General features: G+C 52.8%; 13 protein-coding genes. 7 read left to right on the plus strand and 6 right to left on the minus strand.

Features of this window, described 5'->3' with window-relative positions:
* Positions 1-149: 149 nt before the first annotated feature.
* Positions 150-443, minus strand: a complete 294-nt coding sequence (locus tag V6D20_20395) for a (2Fe-2S) ferredoxin domain-containing protein (protein HEY9818139.1) — start codon at positions 441-443, stop codon at positions 150-152.
* Between the two features lie 209 nt (positions 444-652).
* Here V6D20_20395 and V6D20_20400 point away from each other — a divergent pair, with 209 nt between their 5' ends.
* Entirely contained in the window at positions 653-973 is a 321-nt protein-coding gene (locus V6D20_20400; protein HEY9818140.1) for a hypothetical protein, read from the plus strand.
* 165 nt (positions 974-1,138) lie between these two features.
* Positions 1,139-1,513, plus strand: coding sequence for a cupin domain-containing protein (locus V6D20_20405; protein HEY9818141.1), 375 nt, complete (start codon positions 1,139-1,141; stop codon positions 1,511-1,513).
* Positions 1,514-1,679: 166 nt separating this feature from the next.
* Here V6D20_20405 and V6D20_20410 read toward each other — a convergent pair whose 3' ends face one another.
* Both V6D20_20410 and V6D20_20415 read right to left on the minus strand, forming a co-directional pair.
* Positions 1,680-2,429 (minus strand): GDSL-type esterase/lipase family protein, encoded by a 750-nt coding sequence (locus tag V6D20_20410; GenBank protein HEY9818142.1) that lies wholly within the window; start codon positions 2,427-2,429, stop codon positions 1,680-1,682.
* A 535-nt stretch (positions 2,430-2,964) separates the two neighbouring features.
* Positions 2,965-4,482: an ammonium transporter gene (locus tag V6D20_20415; GenBank protein HEY9818143.1), complete on the minus strand. Its 1,518-nt coding sequence runs from the start codon at positions 4,480-4,482 to the stop codon at positions 2,965-2,967.
* A 1,358-nt stretch (positions 4,483-5,840) separates the two neighbouring features.
* Between V6D20_20415 and V6D20_20420 the strand changes: the two genes are divergently transcribed.
* Both V6D20_20420 and V6D20_20425 read left to right on the plus strand, forming a co-directional pair.
* Positions 5,841-7,556, plus strand: coding sequence for an AarF/ABC1/UbiB kinase family protein (locus V6D20_20420; GenBank protein ID HEY9818144.1), 1,716 nt, complete (start codon positions 5,841-5,843; stop codon positions 7,554-7,556).
* Positions 7,557-7,623: 67 nt separating this feature from the next.
* Positions 7,624-7,998, plus strand: a complete 375-nt coding sequence (locus tag V6D20_20425) for a hypothetical protein (GenBank protein HEY9818145.1) — start codon at positions 7,624-7,626, stop codon at positions 7,996-7,998.
* Between the two features lie 22 nt (positions 7,999-8,020).
* On the opposite strand, the gene V6D20_20430 is transcribed toward V6D20_20425, so the two are convergent.
* Positions 8,021-9,079 (minus strand): hypothetical protein, encoded by a 1,059-nt coding sequence (locus V6D20_20430; protein ID HEY9818146.1) that lies wholly within the window; start codon positions 9,077-9,079, stop codon positions 8,021-8,023.
* A gap of 57 nt (positions 9,080-9,136) precedes the next feature.
* Entirely contained in the window at positions 9,137-9,652 is a 516-nt protein-coding gene (locus tag V6D20_20435) for a GNAT family N-acetyltransferase (GenBank protein HEY9818147.1), read from the minus strand.
* A gap of 218 nt (positions 9,653-9,870) precedes the next feature.
* Between V6D20_20435 and V6D20_20440 the strand changes: the two genes are divergently transcribed.
* Positions 9,871-10,050, plus strand: coding sequence for a hypothetical protein (locus V6D20_20440; GenBank protein HEY9818148.1), 180 nt, complete (start codon positions 9,871-9,873; stop codon positions 10,048-10,050).
* A 137-nt stretch (positions 10,051-10,187) separates the two neighbouring features.
* On the opposite strand, the gene V6D20_20445 is transcribed toward V6D20_20440, so the two are convergent.
* Complete coding sequence (locus V6D20_20445) at positions 10,188-11,078, minus strand: metallophosphoesterase (GenBank protein HEY9818149.1); 891 nt, start codon at positions 11,076-11,078, stop codon at positions 10,188-10,190.
* 615 nt (positions 11,079-11,693) lie between these two features.
* On the opposite strand from V6D20_20445, the gene V6D20_20450 reads away from it, so the two are divergent.
* Together V6D20_20450 and V6D20_20455 are read left to right on the plus strand one after the other, a co-directional pair.
* Positions 11,694-13,802 (plus strand): PhoX family phosphatase, encoded by a 2,109-nt coding sequence (locus V6D20_20450; GenBank protein HEY9818150.1) that lies wholly within the window; start codon positions 11,694-11,696, stop codon positions 13,800-13,802.
* Positions 13,803-14,056: 254 nt separating this feature from the next.
* The gene (locus V6D20_20455) at positions 14,057-14,992 is read left to right on the plus strand and encodes a DMT family transporter (protein ID HEY9818151.1); all 936 of its coding nucleotides are present in this window, start codon (positions 14,057-14,059) and stop codon (positions 14,990-14,992) included.
* The last annotated feature ends 66 nt before the right edge of the window (positions 14,993-15,058 follow it).

The raw sequence follows: 15,058 nt of genomic DNA on the forward strand, positions 1-15,058 counted from the left end.
CTATCGGTGACATAGAAGCAGCACTTCCAACTATCAGCTTTGGAGTGCTTTACAGCAGATGATGGACTCTCGCCAAGATCGTCTCAATTGGCTGGCGCGCTGCTGGCAGGGTTCCTTCTAGTGTTCCTTCTGCGATCGCGAAACTGCGACTAAGGACGTGTGAGGTACTGCATGGCGACAATGGGGTTTCCCTGTAAAAGATGGCGCGTGACGATCGCCCCAACTTCTTCGGGCAACACATGGTGGTACTTAATATCATCAGGCAACACCCAAACCATGGGGCCGTTGCCACAATGTCCAAAACAGGAGCTAGCCACCATTGTCCACCCTTCAATAGGTTGGCTTTCAAAGGCAGCTAGGACTCGATGACTTCCCGCCCGGCGGCAGGCTGTATGCTGACAAACCAAAACTTGTTTCGGCATATCAGGTCGGCGCTCAGGCATAGCGATCGCCTCTAGGAGGATGGAGAATATTGACGTTCAGCATTTAAAAACTAGGGTACGATGAAAAAAGAATAGGGTAGTTGCGCTAAATTTGCCCCCATCTCCTATGGAGATCACGCATCATGGGCACCTCTGGTTATATCATCACCCTAGCGTCACGGTTTTGTCTCCCCGTACTGGGGAAAATGTTGTGAGTGGGAGAACTATCTGTGTATCGCCTTCTGTCAATTGTGTATGGGTTAGTTCATGGACTGGTGCAAGCACTTGAACCCATCCTTGTACCACTCTGCTTAGTCGCTGCTTGGTTCATTGTGGGTTTAACCGTCTTGAGTATTTGGACAGGGCTGAGATCTGGCCTACAGCGGGCTAAACAAATGCATCAAATTCCTTGTAGCACCTGTCGATTTTTCACCCAAGACTATCATCTTAAATGTCCGGTGCAGCCGAGGACAGCCCTGTCAGAAGCAGCGATCGGTTGTCCAGACTATGATCCGGATCCAGCCCAAACGTCTCCCTACATAACGCTTTGAGTCGGATCCTTGCCTAGCGTCTTTGCCCATGGTAGTCAAGGGTTGAACTTAGTGTATCCTTTGTCCTGAAGTAGACGTATATGGGGGAGAACCTTAAGGTTCCGGTGCCTGGGTAGACGGGTGAGATACAGTATTTTGAGGGTAATCAGGATTTAGCTCCAGTTTATGTTGATCAGCAAACTCGAAAATTGTACTGAATTTACAGCCGGCGATGGCACCACGCTTCGTGAATTGCTCCATCCCGACAAACAGGCGATCGCCCTGCGCTACAGCCTCGCCCATGCTATTTTGCCGATTGGGCAACGCTCCACCCCTCACTCTCTCACGACCTCGGAGGTTTATTATATTCTCAGCGGCGTGGGCGAAATGCATATTGATGATGAGACCGCGATCGTGAAGGCGGGAGATGCTATCTATATTCCCCCCAACGCTCGTCAGTTTATCCACAATGCCGGGAATGATCCCTTAATTTTCATCTGCATTGTGGATCCAGCCTGGCGGAAAGAAGACGAAATAGTCTATCCAGACGGCGGTGCTTAACCCAGTACTAGAAGCCATCCAGTACCCCAGAAACTACGCTGGCTGAGCGAAGGCGTTTGCCCATGAGGACAGGCTAACGTGAACCATCTCTCGCAGTGAGAACCCAAGGAACCCTGGTGATCGACTGCGGGATAAATGTCTGCCGCAGAGAACTAGCCTGAAGTGATTAACGATCGCGTAGGTTGTAGGACTGGATGGCCGATCGCCAGACCCAATAGCCCTGCTCACTCAGATGAAGGCCATCGGTGGTGAGATGGAGAATGAGGTGTCCGGAGGGATCGGCAAAGAGCGGATAGAGATCCAAATACTCCACCTTTTCCTGCTCAGCGATCGCTTGAAGCTGGCTATTTAAATCGCGAATGACGGTGTTGGGAAGCGCTAAGAGGCGATCGCGCCCTTCCCATGTTGCCTGCTCGCCTGCGTGGGGCAAAAGAGACTGCACAATGATCTCGGCCCTCGGATGTCGCTGCTTAAGATCTTGGATAATCGCCTGTTGCTGCTCAAGGACAACGGCTGCATCAACGCCTTGGATGAGATCGTTAATGCCAATCATCACAAAGATTTGGTCAGGGCGCGTATCGTCAAATAAATAGAGTCGTGCAAGCAACCCTTCGGAGGTTTCGCCTGAAATACCTTGGTTGAGCCATTGTTGCTCTGGGGGCAAAATTTCCGGCGGAAACCAGAGGCTTATGGAATCTCCAGCCAAGATAGCGAGATGATCGGGAGCGCGCCCGGCGATCGATTGAGCTTCTTGCTGCAAGATCGCTAACCATTCTTGGTAGGCCAACTGGTGACGAGGTCCTAAGTCTGGTGTGGCAACAACAGCCATCAGGTTAGGGCGAGAGGGTGGCACGCCTGAGGGTAAAGCATAATCTAGGCGATCGCTCCCCTTGCTCTGCATCAGGATAGCTACCATGCCTGCCAGTCCTACACCATTAAGGACCAGAGACAAGATGGCCCAAAACGGTATCGATTGCCTCTGATAAGGGTGCGGCAATCGAAGCGATCGCTGCCTTTTTCTACTCTCTGCCCGCCTTACCAATGGACTGTATCCTCATCCCGTGGGGCTGAACGATTAACTGGAGCGATCGCAACACCTTGAGTCTACGTTGGGGCGATCGCCTAGTTACGCAAATTTTATAGTGATTTTCGCTGATTGTGCAGAATCTTGCTATATTTCTTTCCCCCATAAGTAGGAAGAGATGACTATTAGCAAGCGTTACAGCGTTGCTCAATGCTCAAATCTTGATGAGAATAGGATTGAGCATGGCCGAAACCCGGCAACTTAGCTTCAGTTCATTGAGTTCACCTACTTATCCCCCATAAAAAGCGGTAGCTCATCCTGTCGTCATTGAGCCAACATGGATAGAGCTACCGCTAGATTCACAGGAGATTCCGTCCGTTCTATGGGCGATCGCTCACCCTAGAGTGACGGCAGGGACAACAAAGCGCTAGCTGCCAACCCCAGCACTGGTGCTAGAGGGCATGCTGCTACTTTCTTTAATAAAGCCACTGTAGGCTTCCATGCCGTGTTCGCCGATGTCGAGACCCATCAGTTCTTCCTCTGGGGTCACCCGGAGCGATAGGGTGGCCTTCAAGATCGACCAGACAATGGTGCTACACACCACTACCCAGAGACCAACAGTGAGAATACCCATGATTTGAGCTAGCAACTGCGTGGGGCCAGCACCGTAGAACAAGCCGCCGCCCATATCAAAGAGACCAACTGCCAAGGTACCCCAGATGCCGTTCACCAAGTGAACCGACACAGCGCCGACCGGGTCATCAATTTGGATGCTGTCGAAGAAGTACACAGAGAATACAACTAAGACACCACCAATCAACCCAATCACCACTGCACCTAGGAAGCTAACACCAGCACAACCGGCGGTAATAGCGACGAGACCTGCCAAGATACCGTTGATGATCATGGAAAGATCAGGCTTGCCCGATAGCGTCCAAGAGGTTACGGTTGCGGCAACCCCACCAGCGGCAGCCGCTAGGTTGGTGGTCACAGCAATATAAGGAACGGCGCTGTCAGCAGCTAACTGAGAACCGGGGTTGAACCCAAACCAGCCGATCCACAGGATTAAGCATCCCAGGGTGGCAATGCTCATGTTGTGACCGGGTAGAGCACTGGGTTGACCGTCTTGGTATTTACCAATCCGGGGGCCGAGAATGGCTGCACCCATGAGAGCTGCCCAACCACCAGCGGAGTGAACCACCGTGGAGCCAGCAAAGTCAGAGAAACCAGCACCGCCCAAGAAACCAATCTCAGACAACATGCCACCACCCCAGACCCAGTGTCCGCTGATGGGGTAGACAATGGCAGTTAAGACAATGCTGAAGATGACAAAATCGATAATCTTAATCCGTTCAGCCACTGCCCCAGACACGATGGTGGCAGCGGTGCCGGCAAAGGCGGCTTGGAATAGGAAGAATACCGAGATTGTCAGTGTACCGCCATCTAACCCGTAGGTTGCTGGGTCTGTACTGCTGAGGAACCATCCTCCAAAACCGAGGAAACCACCCCCTGCAGCACCAAACATGAGCGAAAAACCAACAGCCCAGAAGGCTAGGGTGGCTAACGCGAAAACCAGCAGGTTTTTACTGAGAATGTTGACAGCATTTTTCTGCCGACAGAACCCGGTTTCTAGCATCCCGAACCCGGCGTTCATGAAAATGACAAGGATGGAAGCAACTAAGATCCAAATGTTGTCCAAGACGGCTTGAACATCTTCGGGTGTGAGTGCTGCTGCTTCTTCCTGTGCGGATGCGGCTAGGCCCCAAGCACCCACAATTAAGACAGCTAGCGGCACAATGGCTAGCCAAGCAAAGGAGCGATTGGGAAGAACTCGCTGCAGTCGCTTAAAGAACCCTACTGCATCGGGTAAGTATGAAGAGCCGAAGGTCTTCCTTCGTCGGCTACCATGTAACCGCTTTGCTTGCATCAACTTATTAGACATCATCACTGGACGTTCCTTAACAAGTTACACGTAACGGCGTTACCCCACTCTGGAGGCCATCTCAACCTGAGTAGTTTGTCTTTGACGATCTACCTGGTCTAGTTCCAACGTATGAAATCGCACAGTGTCAAACTGAGGTTCGCCTATTGAGATTTGTGGTGTGACGCATCTCCTGAGCTCAAACAGGATGTCGCGATCGCGTTCTAGATTTCATCAAGAGTACGAGCGATCGCAATCTTAATCAAGTTGATTGCACCAATTCTGTATCCATTGATTCTGTATACCGAATTACACTTCGTTTCGTCAAAATTGCTAAACCGGTTACGTAGATAGCTTTTCAGCCACTTCTCAACCAATTCAACATTCTGAATCAACCTGAGGGAGTGGATTTGGGGCGATCATTTAGCAAGTCTTAGAACAGGTCTTAGAGCAGAGATTGTTCGTTGATGCTCTCTTTTCTGCGGTGAGGTGCTTTAGAAGAGCTGCCTGGCTCTCTCAGATGTTCATGGATGCAGCCTGGTTGACGGACAAATCTTTTTGCGTAGGCTGGATTGAGTAACATGAAACCCAGCGCCAGCTTAGATTCTGTTGCGTTACGCTGACGCTAACCCACCTACAAGAGCATAAGGGCTGCAGAAGTTTTGTCAAGCATTCAGGAGTGCAGCTCTCTGGGAAAGATCCAAGGCGATCGCACCTACGACAACTTCAGCGCCAATGATTGCTCAATCGTCTCTCATTCATCCCTCGATCATCTATGGGCGCAATAGGGTGAAGAGGGTTACCAGGATTGAGACCCTTAGCTTGCTGGCAACGGCGTAGAAAGGCTGGCAGCACCTTGGCATCCTGCATGGAAACAGCGCGTTAATTCATGACAAAGGGTGGACTCTAGGGCAGAACTGCAGCCAAGACCTTGTTTTTTATACAATTTCTATAGGATGGAGCTTGGCTCTTATGGAAGGTATCAATTCTCCAACATTACATAATAGAAAAACTTAGAACCGTGGTGTAATGGTTAGGTCTACTTATCTTAAATTTTCATGAAGCGAATCTTGGATTTGTTTGTAGTTTTTTATACTATATTTAAGAGAACGTAAAGAAGTAAACATGGGTTTACTGAACTGAGTGGACTCATCGAGATAGAGCAGCGGTGAGTCATCGCTTTTCGCAGGGGTAGTCTTGAAGAGACATTTGCCCCTAAGCTTGCTGCCTAGCTTGTTGCAACGACTGTTGGATTGAGCGCGATCGCACCTGAAGGGTCAGTCACGCTAAGACCTTGATTCTATCGATAGCGATCGGGCCCTGGGTTCACAAGGGTTGCTAATCGTTTGTGTCGAAATCGCTTAGAAGAGGTAGAACCACCGGTGAGTCAGTCAGTGCTCGAACAGATGAAACGCTACGACGTTCAGGCGATCGCTCGCTACTATCGACTGCGTCCTTGGCTCACAATTTGGCGCGGTCTGGTTGTTGTTCTTTCCTTCCTCGGCTTCCTTTGGGGGTTTGCCTGGGATGGTTGGCTGAAGCGATCGGAAGCGACGAGGCTCAAGCGTGCAGCTCAGTTGCGTCAATTGCTCACTCGCCTCGGGCCGACGTTTATCAAAGTCGGACAGTCCCTGTCCACTCGCCCAGATTTGGTGCGCCGAGACTTTTTGGATGAGCTGACCAAGCTTCAAGATCAGCTTCCTCCCTTTCCCACCCCTCAAGCCTTCAATATTGTTGAATCTGAGCTAGATCGCTCGCTGGTTGAAGTTTTTGCCGATATTTCGTCTCAGCCGGTGGCGGCAGCTAGCTTGGGGCAAGTCTACCGAGCTCGGCTGATGAGCGGTGAAGAGGTGGCGGTGAAGGTGCAACGCCCCAACCTCTTGCCCAAAATTACCGTTGATTTGTTTTTGATGCGCTGGGCGGCGGGTTGGCTGGCTCCCTGGCTGCCGCTGAATCTAGGTCATGACTTGACCTTGATTGTGGATGAATTTGGCACCAAGCTCTTTGAAGAAATCGACTACCTCAACGAAGGGCGCAATGCGGAAACCTTTGCGGCCAACTTTCAATATAGTCCCCAAATCAAAGTTCCTGATATCTACTGGCGCTACAGCAGCCGGAAAGTGCTGGTACTGGAGTGGATCGATGGCTTTAAGCTTACCGACACTCAGCAGGTGCGCAATTCCCAGCTCGACCAAGACACGTTAATTGAGATCGGGGTCACTTCGGGGCTCCAGCAGTTACTAGAGTTTGGCTTTTTCCACGCCGATCCCCATCCCGGCAACCTGTTTGCCATGGCCGATGGCCGCATGGCCTACATTGACTTTGGCATGATGGATCAGCTCGGTCAGGAGATGAAAGAGACTCTAGTGGATGCTGTCGTCCATCTGATCAACCAAGACTATGCCGATCTAGCTCGGGACTTTGTCAAGCTGGGCTTCCTCACGCCTGATACCGACATTATGCCGATTGTGCCAGCGCTAGAAAAAGTGTTGGGCAGTGCCTTGGGGGAAAGTGTTCGGGATTTCAACTTCAAAACCATCACCGATCAATTTTCGGAGTTGATGTATGAGTATCCGTTCCGGGTGCCTGCTAAGTTTGCCTTGATCATTCGCTCCTTGGTGACCCAGGAAGGGCTAGCCCTTAGCCTCAATCCTGACTTTAAGATTGTAGATGTGGCCTACCCCTACATTGCGCGGCGGCTGTTGAAGGGAGAGTCTCCCCAACTGCGTCGCCGTTTGCTGGAAATCCTCATCCGCGATGGCAAATTCCAGTGGCATCGATTGGAAAACCTGTTGGCGATCGCCCGTGCCGATGCCAGCTTTGACCTATTGCCCACGGCTCAGCTCGGGTTACAATACTTGTTCTCCGAGGAGGGAGCGTTTCTTCGCCGTCAGCTCATTTTGGCGTTGGTGGAAGACGATCGCTTCCACACGGAAGAAATTCAGCGCATCTGGGAATTGGTGAAAGACGATCTGCAGCCAGCCAACTTGTTCAATGTGGCCCTTGGTGCCCTCACAAGTTTCTCGGCAGAGCGGGCCGCCGCCCTCATCCCAGCCTTTGCCCAAACTTCCTCGCCGGAGCCCTCGGTTTTGCGATAGTCAACCCCTGTTGCCGTTGATCTGGACATCAACGGTTTGCATCAACTTGCATCAAAAGGATACATCTGTGTTTTACTCCGCTGCTTCTCCACCCTATGTTCTGATGGTTGCAGGGTTGATAGCCGGCATCACGTCTGCCTACGCATTTCAGGCAACCCTGAAAGAACTGGTTGCTGTTTGGTCTCGCAGCCGTTCAACCCGTGCCCTGCAGAGCCTGCGCGGTGCGCCGCTGCTGGTGCCGGTGGTGGGAGTGAGTGGTGGCGTTTGTGTCTTCCTCGCCTCCAGTTTGCAACTGTTTGCCTTCCCAGCTCTCCCCTCCTACGCGATCGCTTTCCCGTTGACCGTGGGCAGTGCTGGGCTGGTGTGGTACCAGCTTGGTCGGCTGTTAAACCAGCTCGAACGACGCACCGGCAAAGCCCTAGACTTTGATGCCCTCACCTAACGCGACCTACAGCTCCTCATGCTCAGTTGCCAACAACAGCTAGCTCAACCACCAAATCACTATTGGCGACAGGCTGGCCCTCCATTTGAGCGGGGGTAAATTCCCAGGTGCGCACGAGGCAGTCGGCCAGGTTGATGTAATCAGGATTGAGGGGCGTTTGAGTCAGCGACCGCAAGCTCACCACCTGTCCTTGCCGATCCAGCTCCACGCGAAACCGCACCGGCTCGCCAAGATTTTGGCGCGCATCGGGGGTCATCCGGCATGACGTGGTCGTAGGATCATCACGAAACTGGTCGCTATATTGGCGTAACTGCGGCGGTTGGTCGTAGAGATCGCGAAGCGTGCCGTCAATGCTACGAGGCTCCACTTCTGCCCGCATCATCTGCACGCCATAGACTTGGGTGATGGGATCTCGCCCTACAGGAAGCGTGGTGAGGTCTGGATCCTCGGTCGCCTCTTCGCTGAGATCGGGCTGCCCTGGATCGGGCACATCGGGCACATCCGGTAATGGCTCAGGAGTCTCCACCTCAGATTCCACGTCCGGTTCCATCTCCGACACCTCGGGCTCTACTTCAGGCTCTTCGGGCTCTGTGGACTCTTCTGGGGGTGGTGTGCGTTCTTCATCCTGGCCGTCAGGAAGCTCTGGGGAAGGGGTCTCTGGCGCAACCGGTGCTGGTCGTTCCGTTGCTACGGGAGGGCTGTCTTGGCGTGGGCGATCGCTCCGAACAATCGGGATATCGGTTGGATTCGTAGTAGCTGGATCGGTAGTAGCTGGATCCGTAGCGGCGGAATCCGTCGCAGGTACTGGATCTGGGCGGGGCGATCGCTCGGCACTGCGATCGCTGGGCGGTTGATCCGACCACTCAACCACCTCCACCGGGGTGAGCGTGACGGCAGGTTGCGACGCACCCATCGAGGTTATCCAAGGCAGCAGGTAGATGAAACACAGCCCATGAACACCCAGTGAGACTAGACTAATGCCTAGCCAAAACTGGGGAGAATGCTGATGCCATGAAGCTTGACTCTCTGCCATGAGCCTTGGCATCGGGGAGGGCGATCGCATCACACCAATCTCCGCCATATGATGTTGTTTTGATCCATACCCATACTTAAAACCTGAACCTAAGTCTGATCAACTCTATCTTGCGATAGGTGCAGATGGGGGGGGCAGGTTCGGTAAAGTCTTAACATACATCAAATCACAGCGTACCGTTTCACCTGGAGACGTACGCCGATAGCCGCTGGTTTCGTAGAGACGCACGGCTTCTTTGAGCACCGATGCGGTTTCAATCCAAATCTGCTGATAGCCCTGGAGAGCGATCGCTTGTTCGAGGGCATTCAGTAAATATCGTCCGAGTCCCTTGCCCCTGACCCCTTGGTGGAGGTACATCTTGCGAATTTCGACTGAACCTGTTGAGTGGTTAACTGGATAGAATCCGGCTGTGCCAACGACATCAGCTTGGCATTCCACCACCCAAAACTGGCCGCCGGTTTGCCAGTAGGCCGCTTCCACATTCCAGGCATCCCAATCCGCCCCGTCAGACTCTTGAGCAAGGCCATATTCACTGAGTACTGCACCAATGAGCGCCGCTGCAGGGTGGCGATCGCTGGGTTGCCAATCTCGAATGACCACATCTTGATAGATATCTTGCATAGTACTCCGTCAGGCAATACTCATTTCTTAATTCATTCAGGACAATTCCAAGAAAAAATTTCTGTATTGAAAAACACTAAAGTATTTAGCGTTTTGTTGACTTTCCAAAAAACCATGAGGATTCAGGGTCTAGGTTTGGGAATGCTATTTCTAGAAAACTAAACTCATCCATCTGGTTTGAGATTCCTCTTCGTACTCCTCATCTCTGTTTTCGCACCATGAACTCTAGATACCATAAAGCACTAAAGCCCGTATGGCAGTTCCTCAACCAGCCACTCTTTAGCCGTCAGCAGCCTGCTATTTTAGATCCCCGTCGGTTCTGGTGCTCCTATCGAATTCAGCACTTAGAACGCTGTTTAGACAAAGCCTATCGCCCAGAAGAACACTACAGAAGTTGAGGAGCAGGTCGCTTGCAGGTTAGGGTGTTCCCCATCTGCAAGACCCGCCAGTCCTCAAGATCAGTACACACATCACGAAGAGGCTGCTCCTTAGGGAATAGCCTCTTTCTCGTCTGTGTGATGAGCCGTTACCTGCCTTAGTGGGCTGCTAAGACAGATCGATGTTCTGCGATCGCCCCCGCCATCGCAGCTGAAGGTTGGGGTATGAGGGTGATGATGGTTAACTCTGGGGGACAAAAAAGGCGGGCGGGCGGAAATGTCCCTAAGCCTCGATTCACATACAGATAGTTGGGGCCAACCTGGTGGAGACCCTGAGCCCATTCCCAATGTTTGACGACACGATGGCAGTCTTCTCGCATGTAGGGCACCCAGCGCCGCAGCGATCGCGGCACCCAACGACGAATGGTTTGGTACCAGGTGGGCACAGGCCCTAGACCGGGGATGACGATCTGCCCGCCGTGGGTGTGGCCGGAGAGTTGGAGGTCAACCCGCCATTTTTGGAGCTGCACAGCACTATCGGGGTTATGGGATAGGACGATGCGCGGTGTAGCGGGATCAAGCTGATGCATCACCAGACCAGGGTTAAACTCCCGTGACCATAAATCTGCTAACCCCACCACCGGTAGATCGGCACCCCATGGATAAGCAATCTGATTCCATAGGACTTGGATGCCCGCTAGGGTAAATGCATCGGTGATGTACCCTTTGGCACTGGCAGGCACGATGTCGTGGTTGCCGAGAATGGCGTAGGTACCCAAGCGGCTTTGAATAGAGGCTAGCCGTCGTGCTAGATCCGGAGCTGGGGATGGATCATCGGTGACATGATCTCCGGTGATGACCACGAGATCCGGCTGAGCCGCATTAGTCGCTGCGATCGCTTGGGCTAGGAGCCGGTCTGACAGCCGTAGGCCGTCATAGTGTAAATCTGACAATTGTGCGATTTTGATGCCACCTAAATGAGATGGAAGCCCTGAGATTGGAACTGTGATGGTTTCAATGCTTAGCGACCCAGATAATAGCCTATGCATAACAGAGAGCTTCTCCCTATAGCGTTAAGAACTGGCACTCCAGAGCTAGTCTTGAACTTTGATCGTGATCATGATGGATAGCATGATGGATACGGCTATTTCCTGTATCCAAAGGATGAACATCATCTTAATCCCTCTAGATCTCTAGACCTAAACAGAATCTGCTGGTCATGATGAGTAGGTGCGAGGGTCGTCAGTTGGGGTGAGGATGGAAGCGATCGCTAGGCAAGCTGTTAAAGCATACTCAGCTTAGCAAAGGATGATCCCTCAACGGTTAAGACCGGGATAACAATTTCTTCGGGTATGGCAGCTCGGTTTTCTAGGGCGATCGCTGGAGCTTTGTATTCTAAAGGGCTGATAAACCAGTAGATGAGAACAGATGCCCCACCTTTGGTTAGGGAGAAAGCATCTTATGCCTCGGAGAGCGATCGCTGAGATTTAGCCTAATATTCAGGATTTTAAACGGAAAACTTAACCCTTACTTATTCAGTTCATAACCCTATGCTTCTACCATCAGGACGGACTTTCATCCGCCCAGAGTAGTTCTGCATAGCGCATTTGGCTAAGGCCAACTCACGCGAGGCTCATCTGGGCAGTACAAGAGGAGAACTGACCATGTCCGATAAACGAAGCCTGCGGCAAAAGTATGCCCAAATTCTTAAGGGCGAGACTCACTGTGATGATCCGAGGCAGCATAACCATGGCGATGAGCCTATCTGCAATCAGTCTAACAATCCAGACTTTGCATCTATTCTAGGCAGCCGTCTCCAGCGTCGCCAAGTGCTTAAGGGCAGCTTGGCCTTGGCCGTCACTTCGATGTTTGCTGGGCCAGCGATCAACACCCTGCGCACTCGCCCGGCTGCAGCCAGCAGCACCCTTCTAGGCTTCAAAGCGGTTCCGGTCGGCGAGCTTGACACCGTTATTGTTCCTGAAGGGTACACAGCTAGCCCCTTAGTGTCGTTTGGAGAACCGATCACCGGTAGCTATCCTGCCTACAGCCTAGACAACACGGGCACAGACCAGGCTATGCAAATGGGTAGCCACCATGATGGCATGCACTTCTTCCCCATTGAAGGTGAGTCGCCCTACGAAGGTAGCTCTGATGATGGTCTCTTGGTGGTCAACCATGAATATGTTGAGCCGCGCTACATGCACACCGCTGCCATCGGCATGGCCCTGGACAGTGATGGCGTGCCCATGATGGGCGAGATGCGCGATGCTGATCAGGTGCTGAAGGAACTCAACGGTCATGGCGTCAGTGTTGTACGGGTGCGCAAACAGGCCAATGGCACCTGGGCCATGGAACAGGATGACCGTAACCGTCGGATCACTGGGTTAACTCCCATGGAGATCAGCGGACCAGTGCGCGGCAGCGACTTAGTGAAAACGCGCTATAGCCCTGATGGGACTCGCACCCGTGGCACCCTCAACAACTGTGCCCATGGCGTTACCCCCTGGAATACCTATCTTGCTTCTGAAGAAAACTGGGCAGGCTACTTCCGCAACGGCGATGTAGTTACAGGCAGCAACCAAGGGGAAGTGGAACCCAATCTACCCCGTGAACATGCACGCTACGGTGTGGCAACAGGTGTTTCTCGCTATGGCTGGGAACTGGCTAGCACCGGCGCTGATGACTACATCCGCTTTGATGCCTCCACCAAGGCCGCCAGCCCCATCCAAGACTACCGCAACGAACCCAATACCTTTGGTTGGTTCGTGGAAATTGATCCCTTTGATCCCACCAGCACCCCCCAAAAGCGTACAGCTCTGGGTCGGTTTGCCCATGAAGGCGTGGTTTTCCAGCCTGCTGTGGAAGGAGAACCGGTGGTGTGCTACTCCGGCGATGATGCTCGCTTTGAGTATGTGTATAAGTATGTGTCTGCCCAACCCTATTTCAGCGCAACGGCTGGCGGCTATTTGTTGGACAACGGCACCCTCTACGTGGCTCGGTTCAACGAAGACGGCAGCGGCGAATGGATTGCGCTGGTGTTTGGACAACATGGCTTGACACCGGAGAACGGGTTCAATAGCCAAGCAGATGTCTTGGTTAATACCCGGACAGCCGCGGACTTTGTGGGCGCCACCAAGATGGATCGTCCTGAGTGGGGCGCGGTAGATCCTAGCACCAAGCAAGTCTACTTCACCCTGACCAACAACAGCCGCCGGACAGATGACGAGGTAGATGCTCCCAACCCTCGGGCAGCCAATGAGTGGGGACATATTATTCGCTGGAGTGAAAGCAACAATGACCCTACCTCCAGAACCTTCCAGTGGGATCTCTTTGTCTTGGCCGGGCCAGAGGACGATAGCACAACGCTCAATGGTCAGGCCTTGAATGAAGATAGCAAGTTCTGCTGTCCAGATGGACTATGGTTTGATGCTAGCAGCCGTCTGTGGATTCAGACGGATATCAGCGAAAGCGTCATGAATACTGGGAACTTTGTGCAGTTTGGCAATAACCAAATGCTGGCCGCTGACCCGGTCACGGGTGAAATCCGTCGCTTCCTGACGGGCCCCATTGGTCAAGAAATTACTGGTGTGGTCACAACCCCGGATCAGCGCACGATGTTCATTAACGTGCAGCATCCTGGGGCAACGGTGACGGCGGACGAGTTTGCTGCTGGCAACCTCAAGTCTCGCTGGCCGGATCAGAGTACCTCCATGTACCCCCGTTCTTCTACGGTGGTGATCACCAAGGATGATGGCGGAATGATTGGCACCTAAATTGGCACCTAAGGTGTCGATCGCCCATCACTAGTTGCACGGATAGTGGGAGGCAGGCAGATCACGGCCAGCCTCCTTTTTTTATAGCTGGCATTCAGAATCATTAACATTCAGAATTATTCAGCGATCGCTCCCCGTTACCCCCCAGGAATCCCTCAGGCATTCCAAACATAGCGATCGCTGTCCTGCTAGGATAACCACACTGAGCATCGCTACTGAGCATCGCTCGTACGTTGTCCCATCTATAGCCTGCAATGCAGACGTCTCCTGCTCCCACTCGCTGGGCGATCGCTCTTGTTCTCACGGTTGGCATTCTGGCGGTGTCCACGGCCGCTGTGTTCATTCGCCTAGCCCTCGATGCCGCCGATCAACGCGGGGTGGGCTTTAGCTTAGTCTTAGCAGCCATGCGCATGAGTATTGCCGCGCTGATGCTGGTACCCACGTGGCACAGCTTTCATCCAGGGCAGATCCAGAGGCGATCGCTGATCTACTCCATGGTGGCGGGTATCTGTTTAGCCCTTCACTTTGCCAGTTGGATTACCTCACTGTCCTATACCTCCATTGCTGCCTCAACCACCTTGGTGACCACCAACCCTATCTGGGTAGCGCTGCTGTCTTGGTGGATCTGGCGGGAGCGGCCCACTTGGCTGACATCGTTGGGCATTGGAGTGGCAATCGCTGGCAGTGTGGTAATTGGTCTCAGTGATCTAGGAGTTGCGTCTCCTGGACAGCATCCCCTGCTGGGCAATGCCCTGGCTTTAATCGGATCGTGGGCCGTGAGCGCTTATTTTCTCCTCAGCCGAGAGGCGCAGCGCAACGGTGTTTCCACTCAGCACCATGTAGCCATTACCTATAGTTTGGCAGCCCTGGTGCTCATTCCCATGCCTTGGTTAGCCCATACCTCCTATCTAGGTTATTCCCCCAGGGTCTATATATATATTTCTTTAATGGCGTTATTTCCCCAAGTGATTGGGCATACTAGCCTCAATTGGGCTGTGCGCTGGATTTCCCCTACGCTCGTCACTCTTGTGATCTTGGCAGAACCCGTTGGTGCGGGTCTCTTGGGCTTGGTGATTTTCCAAGAATATCCCGGGCCAATGGTGCTCTTAGGTGCCATGATTCTGTTAAGTGGGGTGGCGATCGCTGCCATTGGGAACCGGGAGCGCCCATCTATGCCATCATCGCCCTAACACCAAGTCTTGACGATAGGGCGATGGAGCGTGGAACAGCTTGGATCCAAACTCGTCGGCTCCGTC

Source organism: Candidatus Obscuribacterales bacterium (genome assembly GCA_036703605.1).
Lineage (GTDB): Bacteria > Cyanobacteriota > Cyanobacteriia > RECH01 > RECH01 > RECH01.

Coding starts and splice junctions, on each gene's coding strand:
- V6D20_20435 (HEY9818147.1), bottom strand. CDS start 9,652: ATGCAAGATATCTATCAAGATGTGGTCATTCGAGATTGGCAACCCAGC.
- V6D20_20450 (HEY9818150.1), top strand. CDS start 11,694: ATGTCCGATAAACGAAGCCTGCGGCAAAAGTATGCCCAAATTCTTAAG.
- V6D20_20395 (HEY9818139.1), bottom strand. CDS start 443: ATGCCTGAGCGCCGACCTGATATGCCGAAACAAGTTTTGGTTTGTCAG.
- V6D20_20455 (HEY9818151.1), top strand. CDS start 14,057: ATGCAGACGTCTCCTGCTCCCACTCGCTGGGCGATCGCTCTTGTTCTC.
- V6D20_20445 (HEY9818149.1), bottom strand. CDS start 11,078: ATGCATAGGCTATTATCTGGGTCGCTAAGCATTGAAACCATCACAGTT.
- V6D20_20415 (HEY9818143.1), bottom strand. CDS start 4,482: ATGATGTCTAATAAGTTGATGCAAGCAAAGCGGTTACATGGTAGCCGA.
- V6D20_20440 (HEY9818148.1), top strand. CDS start 9,871: ATGAACTCTAGATACCATAAAGCACTAAAGCCCGTATGGCAGTTCCTC.
- V6D20_20410 (HEY9818142.1), bottom strand. CDS start 2,429: ATGGTAGCTATCCTGATGCAGAGCAAGGGGAGCGATCGCCTAGATTAT.
- V6D20_20430 (HEY9818146.1), bottom strand. CDS start 9,079: ATGGCGGAGATTGGTGTGATGCGATCGCCCTCCCCGATGCCAAGGCTC.
- V6D20_20405 (HEY9818141.1), top strand. CDS start 1,139: ATGTTGATCAGCAAACTCGAAAATTGTACTGAATTTACAGCCGGCGAT.